Source organism: Paenibacillus sp. GYB004, assembly GCF_036577605.1.
Taxonomy (GTDB): Bacteria; Bacillota; Bacilli; order Paenibacillales; family NBRC-103111; genus Paenibacillus_AB; species Paenibacillus_AB oceani.
Genome location: NZ_JARBDB010000002.1, coordinates 169,543 through 192,443, shown reverse-complemented (window position 1 = coordinate 192,443; position 22,901 = coordinate 169,543). Strand labels below are relative to the sequence as shown.

Annotated in this window: 16 protein-coding genes and 3 pseudogenes; 13 read left to right on the top strand and 6 right to left on the bottom strand. The window is 54.3% G+C overall.

Features of this window, described 5'->3' with window-relative positions; translation table 11 throughout:
• Positions 1-7: 7 nt before the first annotated feature.
• Both cysT and PV433_RS00880 read right to left on the bottom strand, forming a co-directional pair.
• Positions 8-847, bottom strand: coding sequence for a sulfate ABC transporter permease subunit CysT (gene cysT, locus PV433_RS00885; RefSeq protein WP_332070328.1), 840 nt, complete (start codon positions 845-847; stop codon positions 8-10).
• Between the two features lie 53 nt (positions 848-900).
• The gene (locus tag PV433_RS00880) at positions 901-1,977 is read right to left on the bottom strand and encodes a sulfate ABC transporter substrate-binding protein (RefSeq protein ID WP_332070327.1); all 1,077 of its coding nucleotides are present in this window, start codon (positions 1,975-1,977) and stop codon (positions 901-903) included.
• Between the two features lie 1,051 nt (positions 1,978-3,028).
• Between PV433_RS00880 and PV433_RS00875 the strand changes: the two genes are divergently transcribed.
• Complete coding sequence (locus PV433_RS00875) at positions 3,029-4,297, top strand: M48 family metallopeptidase (protein ID WP_332070326.1); 1,269 nt, start codon at positions 3,029-3,031, stop codon at positions 4,295-4,297.
• On the top strand, positions 4,266-4,976 hold the full coding sequence (locus tag PV433_RS00870; RefSeq protein WP_332070325.1) for a hypothetical protein: 711 nt from the start codon (positions 4,266-4,268) through the stop codon (positions 4,974-4,976). The genes PV433_RS00875 and PV433_RS00870 overlap by 32 nt, the downstream gene beginning before the upstream one ends.
• Before the next feature lie 107 nt (positions 4,977-5,083).
• Here PV433_RS00870 and PV433_RS00865 read toward each other — a convergent pair whose 3' ends face one another.
• Positions 5,084-5,998 carry an AraC family transcriptional regulator gene (locus PV433_RS00865; protein WP_332070324.1) on the bottom strand — a complete coding sequence of 305 codons (915 nt, stop codon included), beginning with the start codon at positions 5,996-5,998 and terminating at the stop codon, positions 5,084-5,086.
• A gap of 321 nt (positions 5,999-6,319) precedes the next feature.
• On the opposite strand from PV433_RS00865, the gene PV433_RS00860 reads away from it, so the two are divergent.
• Together PV433_RS00860 and PV433_RS00855 are read left to right on the top strand one after the other, a co-directional pair.
• Positions 6,320-7,669, top strand: coding sequence for an ABC transporter substrate-binding protein (locus PV433_RS00860; RefSeq protein ID WP_332070323.1), 1,350 nt, complete (start codon positions 6,320-6,322; stop codon positions 7,667-7,669).
• Between the two features lie 138 nt (positions 7,670-7,807).
• Positions 7,808-10,048, top strand: coding sequence for a right-handed parallel beta-helix repeat-containing protein (locus PV433_RS00855; RefSeq protein WP_332070322.1), 2,241 nt, complete (start codon positions 7,808-7,810; stop codon positions 10,046-10,048).
• A gap of 229 nt (positions 10,049-10,277) precedes the next feature.
• On the opposite strand, the gene ilvD is transcribed toward PV433_RS00855, so the two are convergent.
• Positions 10,278-11,951: a dihydroxy-acid dehydratase gene (gene ilvD, locus PV433_RS00850; RefSeq protein ID WP_332070531.1), complete on the bottom strand. Its 1,674-nt coding sequence runs from the start codon at positions 11,949-11,951 to the stop codon at positions 10,278-10,280.
• Positions 11,952-12,512: 561 nt separating this feature from the next.
• Between ilvD and PV433_RS00845 the strand changes: the two are divergent.
• The 3 genes and pseudogenes from PV433_RS00845 to PV433_RS00835 all read left to right on the top strand — a co-directional run.
• Positions 12,513-12,635, top strand: a pseudogene (locus PV433_RS00845) (IS200/IS605 family transposase); the annotation flags it as partial.
• Between the two features lie 192 nt (positions 12,636-12,827).
• On the top strand, positions 12,828-13,628 hold the full coding sequence (locus tag PV433_RS00840) for a hypothetical protein (protein WP_332070321.1): 801 nt from the start codon (positions 12,828-12,830) through the stop codon (positions 13,626-13,628).
• Positions 13,629-14,102: 474 nt separating this feature from the next.
• Positions 14,103-14,552, top strand: a pseudogene (locus PV433_RS00835) (ISL3 family transposase); the annotation flags it as partial.
• Positions 14,553-14,579: 27 nt separating this feature from the next.
• Here the strand turns inward: PV433_RS00835 and PV433_RS00830 are convergent.
• Positions 14,580-14,747, bottom strand: a complete 168-nt coding sequence (locus PV433_RS00830) for a hypothetical protein (protein WP_332070320.1) — start codon at positions 14,745-14,747, stop codon at positions 14,580-14,582.
• A 480-nt stretch (positions 14,748-15,227) separates the two neighbouring features.
• Between PV433_RS00830 and PV433_RS33995 the strand changes: the two genes are divergently transcribed.
• A complete protein-coding gene (locus PV433_RS33995; protein ID WP_442951465.1) occupies positions 15,228-15,347 on the top strand; it encodes a GNAT family N-acetyltransferase in 120 nt (39 codons plus the stop codon).
• Between the two features lie 219 nt (positions 15,348-15,566).
• On the opposite strand, the pseudogene PV433_RS00825 reads toward PV433_RS33995, so the two are convergent.
• Positions 15,567-15,767: pseudogene (locus tag PV433_RS00825) on the bottom strand (transposase domain-containing protein); the annotation flags it as partial.
• Between the two features lie 290 nt (positions 15,768-16,057).
• Here PV433_RS00825 and PV433_RS00820 point away from each other — a divergent pair.
• From PV433_RS00820 to PV433_RS00800, 5 genes are all read left to right on the top strand, one after another.
• Positions 16,058-16,993 (top strand): carbohydrate ABC transporter permease, encoded by a 936-nt coding sequence (locus tag PV433_RS00820; RefSeq protein WP_442951459.1) that lies wholly within the window; start codon positions 16,058-16,060, stop codon positions 16,991-16,993.
• A gap of 13 nt (positions 16,994-17,006) precedes the next feature.
• Positions 17,007-17,840: a carbohydrate ABC transporter permease gene (locus tag PV433_RS00815; RefSeq protein ID WP_332070319.1), complete on the top strand. Its 834-nt coding sequence runs from the start codon at positions 17,007-17,009 to the stop codon at positions 17,838-17,840.
• 100 nt (positions 17,841-17,940) lie between these two features.
• On the top strand, positions 17,941-19,296 hold the full coding sequence (locus PV433_RS00810) for an ABC transporter substrate-binding protein (protein ID WP_332070318.1): 1,356 nt from the start codon (positions 17,941-17,943) through the stop codon (positions 19,294-19,296).
• A gap of 124 nt (positions 19,297-19,420) precedes the next feature.
• Entirely contained in the window at positions 19,421-21,271 is a 1,851-nt protein-coding gene (locus PV433_RS00805) for a sensor histidine kinase (protein WP_332070317.1), read from the top strand.
• Positions 21,246-22,886 (top strand): response regulator transcription factor, encoded by a 1,641-nt coding sequence (locus PV433_RS00800; RefSeq protein ID WP_332070316.1) that lies wholly within the window; start codon positions 21,246-21,248, stop codon positions 22,884-22,886. Before PV433_RS00805 ends, PV433_RS00800 begins: the two co-directional genes overlap by 26 nt.
• Positions 22,887-22,901 lie beyond the last annotated feature (15 nt).

Below are 22,901 nucleotides of genomic sequence, written 5' to 3'. Positions count from 1 at the left end.
CCTCCTCCTATACGTTGATCGTACGTCTGCTGGCGCGCCATTGCAGCAAGTTAATCAGCAGCAGCAGCACGAACGAAATGATCAGCATGACGAGGGCGATTGTAGTGGCGCCGGTATAATCGTACTGTTCAAGCTTCGTCCTGATGAGCAGCGGGGCGATCTCGGTTTTCATCGGCATATTGCCGGAGATGAACACGACCGAACCGTATTCGCCGATCGAACGGGCGAACGCCAGCGCGAAGCCGGTCAGCAGCGAAGGGAGGACGGCCGGGAAGATGATGCTGCGAAAGGTCCGCCAGCGCGAAGCTCCGAGGGAGGCGGCCGCCTCCTCGACGTCCTTCTCCAGATCCTCCAGCACCGGCTGAACGGTACGCACGACGAATGGCAGGCCGATGAAAATCAGGGCGATCGTGATACCGATTTGCGAGTAGGCGGTTTTGATGCCGTATTGCATGAAAAAGCTGCCGAGCAAGCCGTTGGGCGCATAAATCGAAGTCAGAGCGATACCCGCTACCGCCGTCGGCAGGGCGAAGGGCAGATCCACGAGCCCGTCGATCAGACGTTTGCCCGGGAACGTGTAGCGGACCAGCACCCACGCTACGATCAGGCCGAACACTGCGTTTACGAGCGCTGCGTAAAAGGCGGTGCTGAAGCTGATCTGGATGGAGGCGACGACTCTGGGATCGGTCACCGTCTCCCAAAACTTGCTCCAGCTCTGTCCGGCCGATTTGAGCACGATTCCGGACAGAGGGAAGAGCACGATCAGACTCAAGTATAAAATCGTAAAGCCCATCGAGATGCCGAAGCCGGGCAGTACGGAACGTTTTTTCTTGTGAATCGAGGCCATCGGTTCAGGTCACTCCTGTCACCTTATTTCGGTTTTGTAATGTCCGCTTCCAATTACTTCGCCGGCTTGTAGATCTGATTGAAGATGCCGCCGTCAGCGAAATGGGTTTTCTGGGCTTTTTGCCACCCTCCGAAAACTTCGTCGACCGTAATAAGGTTAATTTTCGGGAATTGCTTTTCGTACTTTTTGGCTACGGATTCAAGGCGCGGGCGGTAAAAGTTTTTGGCGGCGATTTCCTGCCCCTCTTCGGAGTACAAATAGTCGAGATAAGCTTGCGCGACCTCGCGGCTGCCCTTTTTGTCGACGACTTTATCGACGACCGTAACCGGCGGCTCCGCCAAGATGCTAAGCGAAGGCACGACGATCTCAAATTTGTCGGAGCCGAATTCCTTAAGCGACAGGAACGCTTCGTTCTCCCAGGCAAGCAGCACGTCGCCGATGCCGCGTTCGACGAACGTCGTAGTCGATCCGCGTGCGCCGGAGTCGAGAACCGGAACGTTTTTGAACAGCTTCGCTACGAAATCTTTGGCCGCATTTTCGTCGTTGTTATTGTTTTTGAGCGCATACCCCCATGCGGCCAAATAGTTCCAGCGGGCTCCTCCGGAGGTGAGCGGATTCGGCGTGATGACGCTGACGTCTGGTTTGATCAGGTCGTTCCAGTCGTTGATGCCCTTCGGGTTACCTTTGCGGACGAGGAAGACGATGGTGGACGTGTACGGCGAGCTGTTATCCTTCAGCCGCTTCTGCCAGTCGGCGTTGATCAGGCCCTTCTCTTGAATGGCGTCTATGTCGTAAGCGAGTGCGAGCGTAACGACGTCAGCCTGGATGCCGTCGATGACCGAACGGCCTTGGCTGCCGGAACCGCCGTGGGACTGCTTGATCGTTACTTTTTGCCCGGCTTTGTCTTCCCAATATTTAGCGAACGCTTTATTGTACTCCACATACAGCTCACGGGTCGGGTCGTAGGAGACGTTCAGCAGCTCGACGGACGACTTGGCGCCGGTTGAGGCTGGTTTGTCGGCTCCGGCTGCGGATGAATTTCTGCTAGGCGCGGCGTTTCCTCCTCCGCAGGCGGTAAGTCCCAATAAACTGATGGCAAGGATGGCGGACAGCAGGGTCGGTTTTTTCATTCGTTTCAAACTCCCTTTTTATAGTTTGCTTGGTGCGTGCGTCGAGTTGAAGGCAAGGTGCAGAATGATGCGCCTCTGGGGCGCTCCGTCTCCGGCTGTCTGGTTGACCAATTAATCCTATAAATATAGTTGGGATAATGCATGGATGCATCGTATCACCGCAGGTAGAAGCTGTCAATACGCGGGAACGATTCTTCTATAATGGAGAAAAGGCGATGCGGCGCGCCGGGTTTTGGGGTTGTTCGGCTGGCGAAACGGCCGGTTCGGCGTATGCGCCGTGCTCACTTTCGTTCATCATGATCGATTAAGGAATCGATCAGGAATGGTTATAAATCGGACATGATCAGGCGAAGCCGCGATCATCCGATTGCACCAAACCCTACCGCTAAAACGCGGTCGGACATCGAGGAATTGCTTCGAAAGAGGGATTGGTATAAATCGGACATGATCAGGCGAAGCCGCGATCATCCGATTGCACCAAACCCTACCACCGTCCGCGGAAATAAGAGCTATTGGAGACTTTTAAAATGTCATCATTTGACCCCACTATCCAAAATAGCAGATGCTTGGAGCTCTTATTTTTAAGAAAATCGCCAATTTAAACATCTTGTGCCCAGATAAGAGCTCCTAAAGAGGCTGTCGATTCATTAGGGACAACCAAGTGGAAAGGGAAAAGATTAGCCGAGCCCCCGAGTTCCCGAGCCCCTGAGTAACTGAGCCCCCATCAAGAGTCCTCGAGCATCTGAGCACCCGAACACCCAACTACCAGCCCCCATAAGTAACTATCAGCGCCACCAGCTATTTCGAGCAAATATAGGCGCCATACCTACCGCGGGAGCCGCAATCCGCGAACACACAGTTCTCGATGGTTAAAATATGCGCTGCCACCGGATTCGGTGCTGTGGATGTTATGAAAAATCACACTGGGCAAACGGGGGGATTGCCAGTGAGTTGTCAGCGGTCTTTTTTTCGCATCCTGCATGTGTTGGTTCGGCCCGAGGAATGTTATGATTAGCGTACCTAGGAAAATTGCGGGAAAGGGCGATCGCCATTGAAAAATTCCGGCAAGTTTATTCGTTGGTATTACGCGCTTTTCGCCCTGTATGCCGTGGCTGTCGGCTTCTACCTCTGGTATGCGTCCGCCAACACGGTGCCGGATATATACAAGGGGACTCCGGCCGATCCGGCTACATTTATGTCGGCGGAAGAACTGCGGTCCAGCGAAACGTATTCCGCCCAGCGGAACTGGATCTTTTTCGTCTCGTACCCGTGGATTTGGGGCGTCTATCTCGTGCTGCTGTTCGGCGGCTTCGCGTCGCGCTGGGAGCGGATGCTGGAACGCAAAAAGCTGCCCTTCGCAGCACGGATCGCCGTGATCGCCGTTTTCGTCAGCGCGATCGCATTCGTTGCCAGACTGCCGCTGGGTTATACGAGCTATATGCTGTCGCGAAGCAACGGTATTTCGACCCAGCCGTTCGCAGGATGGATGCGCGACCGACTCGTTGCGACCGGAATCGATACGCTCGTTACGCTGCTTGTCGCCATCGTCGCGTTTTGGTTTATCCGCAGAGGCGGACGCTGGTGGCTGAAGCTGTGGCTGCTGTCGATTCCGTTCACGCTGTTTATGATGTATATCCAGCCGGTTGTGATCGACCCGCTGTACAACCAGTTCTCCCGGTTGTCCGATCCGGTCCTTGAGCAGAAAATAATGGAGCTTGGGTCCGAAGCGGGCATACCGGCGGAACGGGTGTACGAGGTCGATATGTCGGCCAAAACGAACGCGCTGAACGCCTACGTCGACGGAATCGGCTCCAGTCTGCGGATCGTGATCTGGGATACGATGCTGAAGCGGTTGAATGAAGAGGAGATCCTGCAGATCGTCGCGCACGAGATCGGCCATTATGTGATGCGCCATCTCGAATGGAGCGCACTGGGAGCGGTGGGAGCGTCGCTGGTTATGCTGTGGCTCGGCAGTTATGCGCTTAAGCTGGCCATCCGCAGCTGGGGCGGCCGATGGGGAATTCACCAGCCGGGTCAAGCCGCTGTGCTGCCGCTCGTACTGCTGCTGATGTCCGTGCTGACGTTCGTATCGCTGCCCTTCTCGAATGCCGTCTCTCGTCAGGCGGAAAGCGCAGCCGACCGGTACGCGATGGAGCTGATCGGCCATGCCGGTGGCGCGGTCAGCATGCAGCAGAAGCTGTCCAAGGCAACGCTGGACGAGGTCGATCCCCCCCTGATCGTCAAATGGTTCCGCTCGTCCCATCCGAGCGCTTTGGAAAGGATCGCCGATGCGCAAGCTTTCGATACCGCACAAAAGTAAAGCGTTGGTGTACGCTGCGGCGGGCGTGTATACATCTCCGAATTTCATGGAGGGAGTGCTGAAGGCGGTCGTGGACGTCTTGGAGCGGGAGCCGAGGCTGGACGTGGTCGGCGCCGGGCTGCTTTTTCCTTACGGGGACTGGAGCAGTCCGCTGCTGCCGCAGATCCGCCAAGTGTACCGGGATATGACACTCCGGTCCGGGAATTACGAACGGTCGATCGGGGGAAGCCGCATCCTGAGCGAAATCGGGAGCGGCGATGAGGCGGACATCATACTGTTCATCGGCCATAGCGGCGGGGGAGTGGCGTCGGTGCATGCCGCTTCGCTGCTGGACGAGCGCCTGCCGGCGATCCAGACACGGATCGTACAGATCGGCTGTCCGCGCTTCGCTATACCGCGGGTAATGCGCGACCGGGTCCGTTACCTCTACGCGACGAAGGCGAACGGTTCCGCGAAAGATCCGATCACCCGGATCGGGAGCTGGGGAGGCTGGGAGATGGGCGCTGTCGGTATGCCGCGCTGGAATTCGCTCAAGTACGCCCCGGAAGAACGAATTCCGGTAACGATACTGGGCGGTCATGCAGATTACTTCCGCAATTATGAGCCGTTTCGCAGCGAGGAGGGACGCTCGAATCTGGGCCTGGTGCTGGAGAAGATGCTGGAAGGCTGGATGAGATGAAAGACTGAACCGAGAGCTAAACAGCTAAGACGCTTATAAAACCGCCTGGAGCGGGGATGGAAGCGTCTGTTTTGTCTTGCCGCTTTTGCTGCAAGATCCGGCCGGCCCTATTCGGGATAGACGTCGGAAGCTCTGCGCAGCGCTCTTGCGTTTACCGTGCGGGCGTATTCGGTCGGGGTCATGAGGGTTTCTTTCTTGAACGTTCTGGAGAAGTGATGCACGCTGGCAAAACCGAGCCGCTCCGACAATTCCGTCATCGTAAACGCATTTTGCCGCATCAGCGACTTGGAATGTTCAATTTTCAGCTTGTTGAAATAGGCCATCGTCCCCAGGTCGGTGACGGACTTGAACAGAGTCATGAGCCGGGTCCGGCCGACGCCGAAGGCGGCGCATAGCTGATGGATATTCAGATTTTCTCCGATATGGTCCTTCATATAGTCGATAATCCGTTCGACGAGCGCGTGGTTGTAGTTGGCGGCGGAGATCGATTCCGGTACGGCCGGCGGTCTCCGGATCTCGCCTTTGCGGATTAGCCCTACGAGCAAAATTTCCAATAAATTTTTGATCATTTGCTCACTGCCGAAGGCGGCTGACGCTCTTTGGAAGGGCCGGTGCATGCGGGGCGAGTCGACGGGAGGATCGAAGGCTTCGCAGCCTTCCTCCACCAATCTGGAAAGCAGCTGCTTCTCGTCCTCATCCAGACGGAACGTCTTCCCTTCCAGCGAGCGCATGGCGGGACAATCGCAGTGGAAGGAGACGATGATAATCGCCGGAGCCGTATCGTTTACAGCCCGTCCCGCATGGAATTCGTTAGGCGCATACAAGAGCAGATCCCCCTGCTCGACAACGAGCCGTTCGGTGCCTCTTACAATTTCATAGTGTCCTTTATCGACGTAGCATAATTCCCAGAAGTCGTGACTTTCTCCAGGCGTCCAGAAATGTTTGGGGAGCTCCATATAATAAAAAGTGACAATCTGCTGAATGGACAGCTCAATGCGCAAATCATATTTTGGAAAAGTCATTTCGCGGCCGGCCCCCCTGTACGATTTGGCAAAAGAATCGTCTTTCTGGATAAAGAAAAAAGGATGAAGTTAAGTTTATTATAGGGGAGAACCCGGGTGCTGAAAACGAAATAATGGACAGAGGAGGAAGCCGGCACAGAGCGAATCCGCAAGTCATTCCTGCACAGCCGGAAAGTTGGAGGCAGACAGCCTCCGAAGCGCCGTCGAATAGTTGCCGATTGCCGTGCTCAGGCTCGGGCCGCGACAGCGAGAAAGCAGCGAGTTATCGTCCAGAGTTTAGTGAAATATTTCACAAATAAACAAAAAGAAAGAGGGGTTTCTATGAAAAAAGCTAGTACAATCCAATCAAGTTTGGCGCTGCTATTGCTAGGAATGTCCGTCATCGGATGCTCGGGAAATTCTGCAGAACCGTCCGGGACTGCCGGATTGCCGGGCGAGGCCGCGAAAGCGGGAGAAGCGGATGCCCAGAAGCAGCTGAGCAGCGAGCCGGTAACGTTGAAGGTGAACAACTGGAATACGGCGTTCCAGCAGGCGGAATTCGATAAATACTTCGCAGAGCCGCTGCGCAAAAAATACCCGAACATCACGCTGGAATATTTGGACTTTACGAAAGGCAGCGGCAATGTGCTGGACAATCTCATATCGGCCGGCAGCACGCCGGATATCGTCTTTACCGACCATCCGAATCTGGCGGGATTGCTGGATTACGATTTTCCGCTGGATCTGAACGCGTATGCAGCCCGTTTTTCCGTCGACTTGAAACGGGTGGACCCGCAGGTGCTCGAAGGAGGCAAATCGATCGGAACAAGCGGCGAATTGCTTGCTCTCCCGGTTTATTCGGACCGGATGATGTGGTTTTACAACAAAGATGCGTTCGACAGGTTCGGAATTCCTTACCCGACGGACGATATGACGTGGGACGAAGCGATCGCGGTGTTCAAACGGTTGTCGAGGGTGGACGGCGGTACCCAATATTCCGCGTTCCGGACGATTAATTTGCTGATGACCGGCAGCCAGTGGGGACTGTCGCTTTTCGATCCGAAGACGGGGAGAGCGTCGTTCCAATCCGACGAATGGAAAAAGTCGCTTGCCCTGCTGCAGGAAATCAACAGCATTCCGGGCAACACGAAGCTGACGAACGAAGATTTCTATCAAAAGCAAACGCTTGCGTCGCTGATGCAAAGCTTCAATATTATGGTGAACCTGCTCGATACGGCGGAGCAGAAAGGCCAGAAGATCAACTGGGACGTCGCTTCCATGCCTCAGCTCAAGGAGAAGCCCGGCATCTCCGGCTCGAATAAGCCGCTGTACTTTATGGTGTCCAAGGCGAGCAAGCACAAAGACCACGCCTTCGCGGCGGTTGCGCACCTGATGTCGTCCAAGGAGGCTCAGACGCTGTTGTCGGAGAACGGGAAAATGACGGTATTGTCCGATCCCGATATCCAAAAGGCGTTCGGCACCAAGCTGGACATCCTGAAAGGCCGGAATACAGCGGCGGTATACAAGCATAAGATGGCTGAACTGCCCTACACGAACAAATTCAACCGGCTGGCTCTTCTCGAAATGATCGGAGCGGGCAACGAAGTGTTAAACGGCAATGCCGACATCAACAGCGCGCTTCGCAATGCGGAGGAGAAGGCGAATAAATTAATCGATGAGAAAAAGAAATAACCGGCGGCTTGCCGCCGTGCTGCAAAAATGACTGAGCTGCGGCGGGAGCGCCTTTGTTGTACGGAAACGAAACGGAAGAGATGACGGCATGATCGCGGAGGATGGTCCATAATCGAAAAAAGCCGAGGAGGAGTTTGGATGGCCGACAATCGGATAAGTCGCAGACAGATGCTGGCATCACTGGGAGTAGCAGCGGGGGCCGCATCGGTCGGATTCGTATACGGAAGACCGATGGAGTCTCATGCGTCCGTAATTGAAAGCGTATACTTGGAGTCCAGGAAGAAGCTGAAAATCAGTGTTGTGGAGCCCGTTCTGTGCTTTCACGACATGATGAGTCTGATCGGCTATACGGGGGCGCATGACGGGCAGCAGGTGTCGTTGATCGAATACCGTCAGGGCAGCGGCACCGGGGGCGGGCTGCTGTATTGGGACCCGGCCATGCCCAAATCGGCCCACAACGGCGGAACGGTGATAAGTCCGACGGCCGGCTGGGATGGAACGGAGGCTGGACTGCCTTCATTCTTGAGCGGCAGCGGGGAGACGAATCCGTCCGGCAGCGGCTGCTGGGTCAGGGTGAAGGAACGCGAGCACGAGTTTGTCCCCGAAAGCTTCGGCGCGGTCGGACAAGGCAACGAGCAGGTCATCGTCCAGTCTGTGCTGGATGCGGCCAAAGCTTGGTCCGATCAACAGGCGGGCAGACGTCCGGTTATCGTGTTCGATCGCCTATACACGGTAAACGGCATCCAAGTATACGACGGCTTTGTGCTGCTTGGCCCAGGCGGCTTCAAGCGCGACGACGGCGTTATTCCAAGCTCCGCAGTTGCTTCGAACAGCGTCGTACTCGGGAACGGGATCAAAGATATCGATATCATCGGCCTGCACGTCGACGGAAACGAGCAGATGCAAGGCGTGATGAGCGATCCGGTCTACCGGCAGGGGAGCAACGCGGGGGCGCTCGGTTATCAGAACATCTACATTATCGGGAAATATGCCAATGCCGATCATGAGATGGGCACGATCCGCATTCAGAACTGCCGGCTCGTGAATTCGCCAGGCAACGGAATTGTCGTTAACAACCACAGTCAAGCTTCCTTGACCGGCAATCATATCGAGCGGTGCGGCAAAAACGGGATTTATTTGGCCCAGACGCACGGCTTTAATACGAGCGTAACCGGCAACTACATCCGGGAATGCGGCTTCGTCTACGGCGGAGGAATCGGCATCGCGCACGCCCACGTGAATGCGACCGGCAACGTCATCGTAAGCTGCTACGAATACGGCATATTGATCAGCTCGACGGGCGTCGGCGCGAGATGGAATACGGATATAACCGTAGCCTCGAACAATATTAGAGGTGTGAAAAGGCAACTGCTGGACAACAGCGGCAATCCGGATTCGTTCAAGACCAGCTCGCTGGGCGTCGGGATCGGCTATACGCAGGTGTTCGTGACCCGGGCGAGCACGCGGCTCAACGTCGCGATTACCGGCAACAGCATAGAAGGAGCCGAGGGAAGCGGCATCGCTTGTATGGGGGCGGCTTACAACGCCGGGTTTTTGCCTCACGGTCTCGTCGTTTCCGCGAACTCCGTCCTGCTGTGCGGCGGAGCCGGCTTGAACGTTCGCTATTTGCGGGGAGTGAGCTGTACCGGCAATAGGGTCGCGGCGAATTTTTTCGCGGATATTTACATCGACGACGTATCGGGTTCCGTCTCAAGCAATACGGTCGTGTGCAAATACCCAGTCGCCGATCGGGTCATTCATAAAGGAATCAAGTATGAGGCGAAGAAGCGTCATCTGTCCTCAGACAGCACACAGCCGGGTGTGAACGCAGATTGCTGGACTGTCGTTCAAACGAGCGAAACGTTGCCCGAATGGCACAAAGACGAAGTGTACGCTCCAGTGATTAGTCCTTCCACATACGGGATCTATTCTGTATCCCGTCCAAATGGCACAGCTGTGAGCGGCAAAAGGAACGACCTGCTGCTGGAGCTAAATCATGTGGAAGGAGTAGAAAACTCAAACCGTCTCTCAAACATCAATCTGGTGCGAAAGCTCGTGGGTGGACAGGCGCCGACGGGACTTCCCGTCAGAAACGGAGATAAAATCTATTATGACGCTCCGTTATCCGGCGGAAGAGAGGGTCGTATATGTATAGCCAAAGGCATCGATACGGCAGCAATTGCTTGGGCGGGCGGTCAAGCCGTATCCGCTGGCGAACGTCGGACGGCTGCGGGGAAAGTGTACGAAGCGGTCCAGGCCGGTACAACCGGAAATACCGCTCCGGCCCATACGTCCGGAAATGTGTCCGACGGAGCCGTCGTCTGGAGTTTTATCGATACCGTTGCCGTATTCGAAGAGTTTGGTAAAATCGGCGTGTAAGCATGCAGCCGACCGAAATTACAGCTGGCGGGAACGGCCGGCATGTTCCGGGCAGTTGGGGTTGTCTGTCTGGTAAGTCAATTTGCGTTCTGGAGCCCCGGTCTAGAACCGGTTTCCTTTAGAAAAAGGACCTCGTCCTCCACTTTACCGTGGAATTGGGGGTCCTTTCGTTTGGAATCGGGACGTCCCATATCATGCAGACACGGTTGGGACGGCTTCCGGAAGCGGGTTACTCCTCCAGATCCGTAACCGCTCCTAAGGATGCGGACGATACGAGACGGGCGTACTTGAACAAGACGCCGGAGGACGCCTTGAGAGGCGGCTTCACCCAACCGCTGCGCCGCTTCTCCAGCTCCTCGGCGGCAACTTCCATCGTCAGTTCCTCGGTGCCGCTGTCGATCGTAACGACATCCCCGCTGTGCAGCAGCGCGATCGGACCGCCCTCCTGCGCCTCGGGGGCGACGTGTCCGACGACGAAGCCGTGCGAGCCGCCCGAGAACCGCCCGTCCGTCAGCAGGGCGACTTTGCCTCCTAACCCTTTGCCTACGATCATCGCCGTAACCGAGAGCATCTCCGGCATGCCCGGGCCGCCCTTTGGCCCGCAATACCGGATGACGAGCACGTCCCCTTCGCGGATATCGCCGTCCATAATGGCTCGGGTCGCCGCCTCCTCGCTGTCGTATACTTTCGCTGGACCGGAGAAGCGCAAGCTGCGGATGCCGGACATTTTGGCGACGGCCCCGTCCGGAGCCAGATTGCCGCGAAGCACGACGAGCGGACCGTCCGGCTTGAGCGGCTCGTCGAACGGCCGGATGATCGTCTGCCCTTCGTGCAGCGGCGCTGCCTCCGCCAAGTTGTCGGCGAGCGAACGTCCGGTCACGGTCAGGCAGTCGCCGTGCAGCAAGCCTTGAGCCAGCAGCAGCTTCATGACGCCGGGAACGCCGCCGGCTTCGTTCAAGTCCTGCATCGCATAGCGACCGCTCGGCTTCAGATCGGCCAGATGCGGAACTTTGCGGCGGATGCGCTCGAAGTCGTCCAGCGTCAGCCCGACTCCGGCCGAGTGAGCGATCGCGAGCAGATGCAGGAAGGCGTTCGTCGAACCGCCAAGCGCCATCACGACCGTAATCGCGTTCTCGAACGCCTTTTTCGTCATAATGTCGCGCGGCCGTATGTTGTTCTCCAGCAGGGCGATGACCGCTTGCCCGGCTCTGCCGCACTCCGCCGCCTTGTCCGGCGCGATCGCCGGAGTGGACGACGAGCCGGGCAGGCTCATCCCGAGCGCTTCGGCCGCGGCCGCCATCGTATTGGCGGTGTACATGCCCCCGCAGGCGCCAGCGCCCGGACAGACGCTGCATTCGACCTGATGGAGCCGCTCCTCGTCGATCCGGCCTTCGTGATATTCGCCGACCGCCTCGAACGCCGTTACGATGTCCACGCTCTGGCCGTCCAGCTTGCCCGGCTGGATCGTGCCGCCGTAGACGTATACGGCCGGAATGTTCAGCCGGCCGATCGCCATCAGGCAGGCCGGCGTATTCTTATCGCAGCCGCCAATCGCGACCAGACCGTCAAACCGTTCCGCGTTCGTAACCGTCTCGATCGAATCCGCGATAATTTCCCGGCTCGGCAGCGAGAACAGCATCCCCTCATGCCCCATCGAGATTCCGTCGGATACGGTGATCGTGTTGAAGATCAGCGGTGCTCCCCCATGATTGCGCACTCCTTGCTTCGCATGGACGGCGAGTCCGTCGATATGCATATTGCACGGGGTGACTTCGCTCCAGGTGCTGGCGACGCCGATCATCGGCTTGCGGAAATCTTCGTCCCGGAAGCCGACGGCCCGCAGCATGGCGCGGTTCGGCACACGGTTGACGCCTTCGCTGATGACGTGACTGCGTATGCGCAGATCCGGCTTGTTTGTTTGACGGAGCCGGTTGGTTCACCGCTTTCGGACATTTCGTCCATCTCGGCAGGCAGCGCCCATTTGCTCGTACTAAAGACAGACGCTCTTTGCGGGCTTGAGGCTCGAACGGAAACGGACAGCTGGCACGGGAAACCGTTCTACGGTACTGCGCGCCACAGTGGTGAATCATCCGTCTGAGGTTAGATTCGCTTCGGTATCGGCAGAAAGATTTCATTCAGCTGCGGTCGGAGAACGGAACGTTGTGGAGGTGGGGGATCTTTCATATTCCCAGTTGAGCAAGAGGCCCGAGAACGATAATGCGCCCGTTCCGGTTCGAGTAACCGAGTCCGGGGACGGTACGGCGGTTCCCGGCATCATTATGCGGAGGCCAAAAGCGAAAACCGGATTCCGGGAGATAACCTCGGATCCTTTTGTATAAGATCCTCCCAGTTTGTCTGGGAGTTCAGAAAAGCTTATGGCTATGAGTAGTCCATCTTTTGAACTTCATAATAAAATTGAATGCCGGTTTGGCAACCGCACAAATTGATTCAAAGGAGAACGAAGATGGACAAGAGCACTCTAGCACATACGAAATGGAACTGCAAATACCATTTTGTGTTTGCCTCGAAGGGACGAAACAAGAAAGTGATCGAAAAGTTCATTCGCAATCAGCTAACAGAAGATAAGAATTGCGACCCTTTAGGGTCAACCCGTGAAAGTCCCACGGTTGGCAGTATGGACAATGGGACTATTAAGTAGACCTTAACAACGAACTATAAGCGACGAAGAAGAAGTTAAATGTTTACATTATAGTACGTCTATTGTAAAATATGATCTGGATTAGATATGGAATATATAAACATAAATGGAGGTTTAGTGATGAAAAGTTTGAAGTTACTACTATCATTTGTACTCTCTTTAATACTGGTGTTCCCTTTAAGTGCTTCTGCTGAAACAGCTAGTCCAGTACTTGATAAAGCAGAGTTAAAAAAACTGCACAAGCAAGTTTTTGATTTAGTAAGTGAAGGTAAGGAAGACATGGTAAGTTCTCTTCCTCTATTTCAAAAATATGATAAGTTTTTTCATGATAATCCGAAATTGAAAAGTGAGTATGTTAGTGGATTGGATGTTTATAATCCAAAGAAATTAAAAAATAAAAATCAAATAACCACTTCTGTGAAGGGGTCTAAGACATTTTATGTTATGGAAGATGGTAGCTTTATGGTTCTAAGTAACACTGTGACTGGGGCAGAGAAAGCAAAAAACAAAGTTAATACACTATCTGTCCTACAGGACACTGGAGAACAATGGTATAATGGGGGTATTGGACAAAGTTTCACAAATGATGCTAGGCAAGATATCTGGGGCATCACTAAAACCGGTGAAATGCATCTCGTAACCAAATATACAATCGATAGCACTAGTGCAACTATAACTACGGTAAATACTACAGGTACAAGATCATGGTTCCCTGGTGGTTTTTCGTCTCAAACGGCTACAATTGTAGATAATAGTGCTAGAGTAGTTAAGTCTGCAGGGAATTATATTTATACGGTAACTTGCCCAGTAGGCTGGGGGATATGTTCTACTGCTACCTTTGACATTGAAACAACTGTAGATATTAAAAGCGCTGGTGGCGGAAACATTAGTTTTACGGTTCGTTCAATAGTCAATGGTTAATTAAAGTTCTCATTCCATAATCTAATCCAATTTCTGATGTTTGATACGAGAAGATCGCCTTCTACCATGACTTCTGGCACGGTAGAAGGCGATCCTTTTTATTTTATACTTTATTGTAGTAACTCTTATTTGCTAACCATCTAAGTTTTACATAACTCTTTAGGCTCAAAACAAAAATCAGTGCTTGACGAAATGAATTTTAGATGAAAATGGAAAAACATCTGCTAATCCTGTAATGTTGTAAGTCCCCACCCACAACAAAAGGAATAGACAGATGCAGATTGATGCAGATTCAGTATATCAACGAACTGTTCAACGTACCAGAGCTAAAAATTCACCAGCTGTTATCCATTGAACACGATGAAGTTCACATAGAAGCTGTGCCGGTAGACGACAAGTAAATCTGCCCATGCTGCGCTTCGGACCAAGCGGTCATTCGGAAGGGAAGCAACGGCATGCGAACCGTCCGGCATCTTATCGCCGCGAGCCAAGGCGTATCTGAAAGCGAACCACTGTCTGCTAAATCCGCCTTCCGAATCGCACAGTGAAGAAAGCAGAAAGAAGTTGGATGCGATGCTGAAGTATTCCCCGCTGCTGCGCAGCGTGTGGGAATGGAAAGAAGCGTTAACGACGTGGTATGATTGCTCGCCGAACTATGTTGCTGCCAAGTTGGGATTCCAGCGTTGGTGTACGCAGGGCGATCAGATCGACCACGCTGCCGTCCAAAGTGCGCTAAAGACCATGCGCAATTGGCAAGAAGAAATCGTGATTTACCATCAATGCCGATGGACAAACGCAACCGTAGAAGGCCGCCATAATCGCATTAAAGCCTTTCAACGCCGCCATTATTTCACAAGGAATCGCAGTCGCTATAAAGCGGGCATTCTGATCGAATGTAACCGCCATCGTCTGTTAAGCCAATAATCAAGCACTGATTTTGAGGTTGAGCCACTATTTATTAATTATTTCTTGGATCTTAGCTATTTCTGCTTCTAAATGTGTAATTCGTTGTTCTTGTTTTTTATATTTTTTAACAAAACGTACTAAAGCATAAATTACTACTACATAAAAGAAAATCGAAAGAAGCTGAAGCAAAAATGTATCCAAAAGGAAGCTCATCCCCCCCCCCCCCCTTTCTACCAAATAACATTCTAAATCACCTTGAATTTTACAGTAATAAAAAAAGAGTGTCAAACAAGCAACCTTTATCGACTACAATTCAGAGATGGACATTCACTCTCTTTGCAGCAAACTATGTATGGGAGCCAGAAGGTTGGGACGCGCTCCACAACCATGTTACCGTCTGGCATCGCCCATTTGTAGTCGATTGTCTTCTTCTTCGACTTCTTCGATCCATCGCTCGACTAAACGGCACTGGCTTCCAATTTAATCTATACGTTTGCGGGTGGTGTCAGCTACCCTGGTACTACCCCAATTAGGAAAAAAATAAAAACTATTCATGGGGATGACGGGGTCAATGTTCAAGTGCAGACCAGTACAACTTGATGATATACCGATAATATGCTGTTTTCCTCAAAGTGCAGATGAATTGTTGTAATGGCCCAGCAGGGAAGTATCCGCTAACACCTAACTCGATGGATTCCTACCGTTGTCCTTCATAACGGGGATGTGGTAGGGTATGCAAATGTTTTTGGGCTGCAAGAGGAGCAATGGTGCAACCTTGGAAATTTCATCGTCGCTCCTGATTTTCGTGGCTAGGGGCAGCTGCCTTTCTTATTGAAACGATATATAAAAGCGATGCAAAGATGAACTAAAAGTACGAGTTCTGAGGCTAGGATGCCATAACACGAATACAAGAGCAATGCGTTTTTATCACAAACTTGGCTTTATACCTTACGCCCTTCATCCAGTCGCTAATCATGTTGGAGGTAAGCGTGAAATAGTCCCCACCTGGCCAGCAGACGGGACTCGGGTCAGCTATTTTGTAGTGTTAAACACGCGGCAAGTTAAGGGAAGCGAGGAAGACCCAAGCAGAGCATCCAGCGCCTTTTGATCTTTTAGATCAGGTAGCTGAGGCAGCTTCTCCATCAGATAGGTCAGATAGTAAAACGGATGCAACCGATTCTCTTTGGCCGTGTCTAGGATGCTGTAGATCGTCGCGCTCGCCTGAGCACCTCGCCAACACGCCACGGGGCTAAGTCTAGCGCGTAACCCTCGCGTTGTAGCGACGAATTGGGCATACAAGGCCCAAAACCTCCTTAGTTGGGTGATAATGTTCTGCCGTGACCGTTCGACTGTCCCTAGGAGAGAATTGGGGATTTGCTTGGTTACTGGAAAATCGATCGTACAAAAGTAAAAATATTTTCAAAACAGTCATCGCCGTTGCTTACGGACGAACCGCCCTCTTTTATACAATGGGACGTACAGACAGCAGGAGAAACATCCGCAGGAACGGGAGGGAGAACAAGTTGCACCAACAGCCGACGGCCGCAGTTGCAGAAGCGGGGACAAAACCGCAGCGCAGCAAGCAGCAGTGGAAAGAAACATTGACGGGATACGTATTTATAGCGCCGATGCTGATCGGGGTCACCGTCTTGATGATTATGCCGATCCTGGCATCGTTCGTGCTCAGCTTTACCGAATGGAACTTTTTGCTTGGGTTCAAAAAAGTCGAGTTCGTCGGTTTCGCCAATTTCGAGAAATTGTTTGCAGACGACATCTTTTGGAAATCGCTGAAAAATAACCTGATCTTTATTCTCGTCGTACCGATCTCGCTCGCCGTATCGTTGTTGCTGGCGGTCATCATTAACCGGTACGTCTACTTCAAGGACATGTTCAAAGTCATCTACTTCATGCCCTACATCTCGAGCGTCGTAGCCGTCGCGATCGTCTGGCAGGTGCTGTTTCATCCGTCGTTCGGGCCGGTTAACGAGTTTCTGCGCTCGATCGGGATCGCGGCCCCGCCGAAATGGATCGCCGATCTTCAATTTGCGCTGCCGAGCGTGATGATGATTATGGTCTGGATCTCGATCGGATATAACCTGATCATTTACACGGCGGGCTTGCAGTCGATTCCGAAAGACTTCTATGAAGCGGCCGATATCGACGGGGCGAAGGCGTGGCACAAATTCCGCTTCATTACGCTCCCGATGCTGTCGCCGACGACCTTTTTCCTGATGATTACAGGCATTATCGGAACGTTCAAAGTATTCGATCTCATCCAGGTGCTCACCAAGGGAGGTCCGGCCGGGTCGACCTCGGTCGTCGTGTATCATCTGTACGAGACGGCGTTCGTTAATTTGAAAATGAGCTATGCATCCACGATGGCTTTGTTCCTGTTCCTCGCTATTTTCGCGGTTACGCTGGTGCAGTGGTGGGGGCAGCGCAAATGGGTGAATTACTAGGAGGGAAGTCATCATGGTCCGACAACTGAGTATCCGCAAGCTGCTTGTTACGATCGTCATGCTGGCGTTCGGTATCGTGTTCTTACTGCCTTTCGCCTGGATGATCTCCTCGTCGATGAAGCCGGAGACCGAAGTGTTCCAATATCCGATCCGTTGGATTCCGGAGACGTTTCAAGCGGTCAAAAACTACACCGACGTGTGGGCCGGACAATATCCGTTTTATTTGTACTATTGGAACTCGATCAAGGTGACGGTGATTACGACGGCTACGTCGGTGCTCGTCTCGTGCATGGCTGCCTATGCATTCGCCAAGATCCGTTTCGCGGGCAGCGGCGCGATGTTTATGATCGTGCTTGCCACGTATATGATTCCGGCGCAGGCGATCCTCGTTCCGCAATTTATTTTTTACCGGCAGCTCGGCTTGTTCGATACGCATCTCGGACTTGTGCTGCTGAACAGCTTCAGCGTGCTTGGCACGTTTATGCTCCGCCAGTTTTTTATGGGCATCAACAACGAGTATATGGAAGCGGCCAAAATTGACGGAGCCGGCCACTGGAAGACGTTTTTCCGCATCGGCATTCCGCTGGTGAAGCCGGCGATTGCCACTTACGGCATCCTGCGCTTCATCTGGACGTGGAACGATTACCAGAATCCGCTGATTTTCCTGAAAAGTCCGGACCTGTTCACGCTGCCGCTCGGGATCAAGAAGTTTGCGGACGCCTATGGCGAATTTTACTCGCTGATGATGGCCGCTTCCGTATCGGCGATCGTGCCGCTGCTCCTCATCTTTATCGTCGGGCAGAAGCAGGTGATCGAAGGAATCTCGCTCGGCGGAGTGAAAGGGTAAAAATATTTCGAAACGGGTAAAACGAGTTGGCTTTAACCGGATTCGAGCCATGCTATGATGCATACAGAACCGCGATATGAGCAAACAGGGGGAAAGCACCATGTGGAAAAAACGATTCGCTGCCGTTATGACGACCGTCGTTGCAGCCGGAGCGGTAGCTGCGTGCAGCAGCGGCGATAAGGAGCCGAATTCCGCTTCGTCCGAAGGGGCAAATGGAGCTAAAGCGCCGGTAACGGTGCGCTTCCATGCGCAAAACGTAACGTTCGACAAAACGATGATGGCGCCCGTCATCGCCAAGTTCGAAGAGAAATACCCGGGCATCAAAATCGACTATGTCGGCATGACCGAGCCGACCTCGGATGAAGTGACGAAGAAGATCGACCTGCTGGCCGCTTCCGGCGAACCGCTGGACGTGTTCCTGCTGGCGGATGCGCGAAGCTACTCGCAGCGTGCGGCGAACGGCATGCTGGAGCCGCTGAACGGCTTTATCGAGAAGGAAGGCTTCAAATTCACGGACGAATACAAAACGGACACGCTGCTGGACGGCAAATATTACGCCCTTCCCGGAACGTTCAATCAATGGTTCGTCATTATGAACAAAAACCATCTGGACGAAGCGGGCTTGAAGGTGCCGACGATCGACTGGACTTGGGACGATTATTTGGACTATGCGAAAAAGATGACCAAAGGCGAAGGCGCTTCCAAGCGGTACGGCACGTATTATCATTCCTGGGCCGACTTCTTCCTGCTGGGCATGTGGAACCAGCCTGGCAAAAACGATATCGTCTGGTCCGACGGCTCGCTGAATATGGATCATCCGGGCGTCCGCAAATCGCTTGAAATCCGCCAGCGCTCCGAGATGGCGGACAAGTCGGCGATTCCTTACGCCGATGCGATCTCGCAGAAGCTTGCGTACCGGCCGCTGTACTTCAACCAGAACGTCAGCATGATGGCGATGGGCTCGTGGATGATCGGAGAGGTGGGCGGCACCGACCAGTTCCCGTCGACGTTCAAAACTGTATTCGCCCCGATGCCGCGCAACGAAAAGTCCGACCCGGCGGGACATGCGATGTCGTCCTCCAACTATTTGGCTATCGCATCGACGTCCAAGCATAAAGAAGAAGCGTATAAGTTCATGCGGTTTTTCTCCACCGAAGGCTTGTCGATTATGCAGAAATATATGACCTCCTGGAAAAAGGAAGATTCCGGCAAGCTGCTGGATTCGATTATCCAATCGACGAAAAGTCCGGAAAATATCGACAAAGAATCGCTGCTGTACGTGCTAAATAATACGAAGCCGGTTACCCTGCCTCCGGCGCTGCCTTATCAGGCGGAAGTGTACAAAGTGTACCAGGAGGAAGTCGAGAAGCTGCTGCTCGGCCAGCAAGATATCGACAAGTCGATAGCGGCGGCCAAGGAACGGCTGCAGAAGCTTGTGAACGCTAATAAGAAATAAGGTTGTCCCAAGAGAGCGGAGTTGTCCGCTCTCTTGCTCGGCGTTTCGGCGGTCGTCGTGCTGGCGTTCCTTTGCAGGTTTGATATACTGGTCAGATAGAAGTCACCTGGAGGGTTCACACATCATGATCGGCAACAGGATCAACAGGATCACTCGAAAATGGAAGATGTCGCTTCGGCACAAGCTGCTGGTCACCTCGATTCTATGCCTGATCGTGCCCGTTCTGTTTACGCTGTTTGCGACCCGGTACTTGACCCGGGACGTGCTGCGGGAGCAGGCGGCGACCAATGTCGCCGATTCGCTTGGAGTCGTGGACCGGTACGCGACCAACCTGGTCAACAAGATGATCTATATTACAAACTATTTGCAGTTTGACGCGGACATATCGGCGATCGTCAGGGAGAATTGGAACGCTTATAAGGCGGGCAGCCCGATGGACGTCGTCTCGCAAGTGGCGAATGTCAAAAAAATGGCGTTAAAGTTGGAAGCGATTTCGTTTCCGAACGAACGGATGCATATGAGCATCGTGATGCCGAACGGCACCTTTTATACGAATTATCCGACTACGGAGTACGATCCGCGCTCGTTCGAGCGGGAAGCCTGGTATCCGGAGCTGTCCGGACGAAGCGGCTACGATGCGTTCTGGATCGGCATTCATGCCAATTATCTGCAGTATGATAAGACGGAGAACCCTTATGTCATTACGATCGCGAGGCAGATTCGCAACCATAACGGGGAGCTGCTGGCGACGATTATCGTCAGTCTGGGCGAGAAACACGTCAGCCAAGTGTTCAGCTCGAACGTGTCGAAGCAGGATATATCGCTCATCGATTCCAAGGGAACTGTGCTGTCGCATCGCGAAGTGGAGCGGATCGGCAAGCCGGTGTCGTACTTGCATCTGATGCCCGCGGAGGGGCAGTCGGCGATGGCGACCATCGAAGGGGAGACGTCGCTGCTGTTCCGGCATAAGCTGGCGTACGCCGATTGGGAGCTGGTCAGCACGGTGCCGTACGACGACGCCGTCGGGAAAGTGACGAATGTGCAGCGGACGAATCTGATCGTGCAGCTCGTTTCGCTTACCGCCTTTTTGGCGATCCTGATCACGCTGATGAGCCGGCTGACCCAACCGATGATCCGCCTCGGACGCGTAGCGGCCCAGGTCGAGTCCGGCAAGCTGGAGGTTCGTTCGAACATTAGCGGAAGCGACGAGATCGGCCGGCTCGGCCGGTCGTTCGATCAGATGCTGGACCGGATCGGGGAGATGATCGTCCAGGTGCGCGAGGAGCAGACGCTGAAGCGGAAGGCGGAGCTTGAGATGTTGCAGGCGCAGATCAACCCGCACTTCCTGTTCAACGTGCTGAATTCGATCCGGATGCGGATCATGATGAAGGGCGACGAGGAGAACGCCGCGCTGATCAGCTCGCTGGCGGTTCTGCTGCGGATGACGATCAACCGGAGCAATGAGCTGATCCCGCTGCGGGAAGAAGCGGATACGGTGCTGCATTACGTCAAGCTGATGAATTTCCGTCACAACGAAACGATCGAGCTGGACGTATCGCTGTCGCCCGAATCGCTGCCGGTGACGGTGCCGCGGTTTTTTATGCAGCCGCTGATCGAGAACGCCTTCCTGCACGGACTGGAGCATAACAAAGGAACGATCCGGATTATGGCCTGGTTGTCAGGCGAGCAGCTGCTGGTCCGGATCGAGGACGACGGCAAAGGGATGGACGCCGAACGATTGCGGGAGCTTCGGGAGAAGCTGGACCACCCGTCCGGCGATACGTCCCGGAGCGGCGCCGAGCTGACGGGGATCGGCGTGAAAAACGTGGTAGACCGGATGAAGCTGCTGTACGGCGCGGACTTCTCGGTCCATATCGACAGCAGGCCGGGAGCAGGGACGCGTTTTACGCTGCACATTCCCGCGAAGCGGAGAGGGGAGAGCGATACCGATGACGAATCCGAAACCGGCGCGTAGCGTGGTAATCGTTGACGACGATGTGCCTGTGCTCGATTTTTTGCGGCACGCGATTCCTTGGGACAAGCTGGGCCTGCGGCTGGCCGGCGCGTTCGAGAACGGGGCGAAGGCGTACGAGCATGCGGTGAACGCAGAGCCTCCGGATCTGTTGATTACCGATATCGGGATGCCGCAGATGGACGGCTTGCAGTTGACGGAACGGGTAAAAAAGCTGAAGCCGGACGTGTCCGTCATCATCTTGTCGTGCCACGATGAGTTTAAATACGCCCAGCAGGCGATCAAGCTCGGCGTTGACGATTACGTGCTGAAAGAAACGGTGAGCCCGGCTACGCTCGAGGAGCTGCTGCGCACTGTCGTGAAGCGGCTGGAGGAACGGGAAGCTGCTGAGGGGGCGGGGAAACGGCTCGCCTCGGAGGTTCAGTCCGTTCACAATCGTTCGATTCGCAAGGAGCAGTTCATCCGCAGTCTGCTGTACCATCCGATCGCGGATATCGCCGGGTGGCGCGAACTTGCGTCCGGGTTCGGCATCCGTCTCGGCAGCGCTCCCGTCCTGCCGGTGCTGCTCGTCGTCGACAATTATCCGGAGGCGAAAGCGCGGTTTGTCTCGGAAGACAACTGCATCTTCGCCGTAGAAAACGTAACGGAAGAGCTGCTTCGCAGCTACGGCGGAGACGTGGCCGCGTTTCGCGTCACCCATCGCGAGCTGCTGCTGCTGTTCGGGCCTGACCCGGGCGTAAGCGGGGGGACGGTCGGCAAGTACCGGGTCGAATCGGTGCTGAAACGGATCAGGGCTGCGCTCGGATCGTATTTGAAGCTGTCCGTCACTTGCATGATGGGGATCGCTTCCTCCGACCCGCTTCTGCTTCGCTCCGATATGCAGCGGCTGGCGGATGGGCGGACTTCGCGTTTTTATTTGCCGGAGGGCGTTATCGCCGACTGGGCGGAGCCCGTGTTTACGCAGGACGATCTATTCGCCTTGTACCCGCAGGCGCTGGATGAGTGCCGCAAGGTCGTGCTGCTTCAGGAGACGGACCGTATCGAGCCGGTCGTCCTCGCTTGGGCGGCCCGGATTCGGGAAGGCGGGTATCCGCCCGAGGCGGTGAAGGAATGGTTTTTGAAGATGGTGCTCGATCTGCATATGAAATTCAAAACGATGGAGCATGTCCCTTCCGCCTACTCCCGGGAGGCGCTGCATCAGACGTTTCTCGAAGCCGAGCGGCTGGACCGTCTGAGCCGCTATACGATCGAAGCGATGCGGGAGGCGGCATCCAGGATGGGGGCCATCTACGGCCAGCCGCAGCGGGCGGAAATAGCCGAAGCGCAGCGGTTCGTCGAGCTGAACATTCACCGGAAAATTTCGCTGGAAGAGGTGGCGGATCATCTGCACCTGAATGCCAGCTATTTCAGCCGGCTGTTCAAAAAGGAAACGAATGAGACGTTCGTCGATTTCGTAACCCGGACGAAGATGGAGAAGGCGAAGGAACTGCTCGATTTGTCCCGTTATACGGTTCGCGAGGTGGCCGACCGACTCGGGTATGACAATAAGAGCTATTTCGTCAAGCTGTTCAAGGCGTTTTGCGGAGTGACCCCGAAGGAGTACGGGGGCAAAGGGTGACGGATTTTCCCCCGC

Excerpts from the sequence above, each read along its gene's own strand:
- cysT (WP_332070328.1), bottom strand. The coding sequence starts at position 847 with ATGGCCTCGATTCACAAGAAAAAACGTTCCGTACTGCCCGGCTTCGGC.
- PV433_RS00880 (WP_332070327.1), bottom strand. The coding sequence starts at position 1,977 with ATGAAAAAACCGACCCTGCTGTCCGCCATCCTTGCCATCAGTTTATTG.
- PV433_RS00870 (WP_332070325.1), top strand. The coding sequence starts at position 4,266 with ATGCGCAAGCTTTCGATACCGCACAAAAGTAAAGCGTTGGTGTACGCT.
- PV433_RS00865 (WP_332070324.1), bottom strand. The coding sequence starts at position 5,998 with ATGACTTTTCCAAAATATGATTTGCGCATTGAGCTGTCCATTCAGCAG.
- PV433_RS00860 (WP_332070323.1), top strand. The coding sequence starts at position 6,320 with ATGAAAAAAGCTAGTACAATCCAATCAAGTTTGGCGCTGCTATTGCTA.
- PV433_RS00855 (WP_332070322.1), top strand. The coding sequence starts at position 7,808 with ATGGCCGACAATCGGATAAGTCGCAGACAGATGCTGGCATCACTGGGA.
- PV433_RS00840 (WP_332070321.1), top strand. The coding sequence starts at position 12,828 with ATGAAAAGTTTGAAGTTACTACTATCATTTGTACTCTCTTTAATACTG.
- PV433_RS00830 (WP_332070320.1), bottom strand. The coding sequence starts at position 14,747 with ATGAGCTTCCTTTTGGATACATTTTTGCTTCAGCTTCTTTCGATTTTC.
- PV433_RS00815 (WP_332070319.1), top strand. The coding sequence starts at position 17,007 with ATGGTCCGACAACTGAGTATCCGCAAGCTGCTTGTTACGATCGTCATG.
- PV433_RS00810 (WP_332070318.1), top strand. The coding sequence starts at position 17,941 with ATGTGGAAAAAACGATTCGCTGCCGTTATGACGACCGTCGTTGCAGCC.
- PV433_RS00805 (WP_332070317.1), top strand. The coding sequence starts at position 19,421 with ATGATCGGCAACAGGATCAACAGGATCACTCGAAAATGGAAGATGTCG.
- PV433_RS00800 (WP_332070316.1), top strand. The coding sequence starts at position 21,246 with ATGACGAATCCGAAACCGGCGCGTAGCGTGGTAATCGTTGACGACGAT.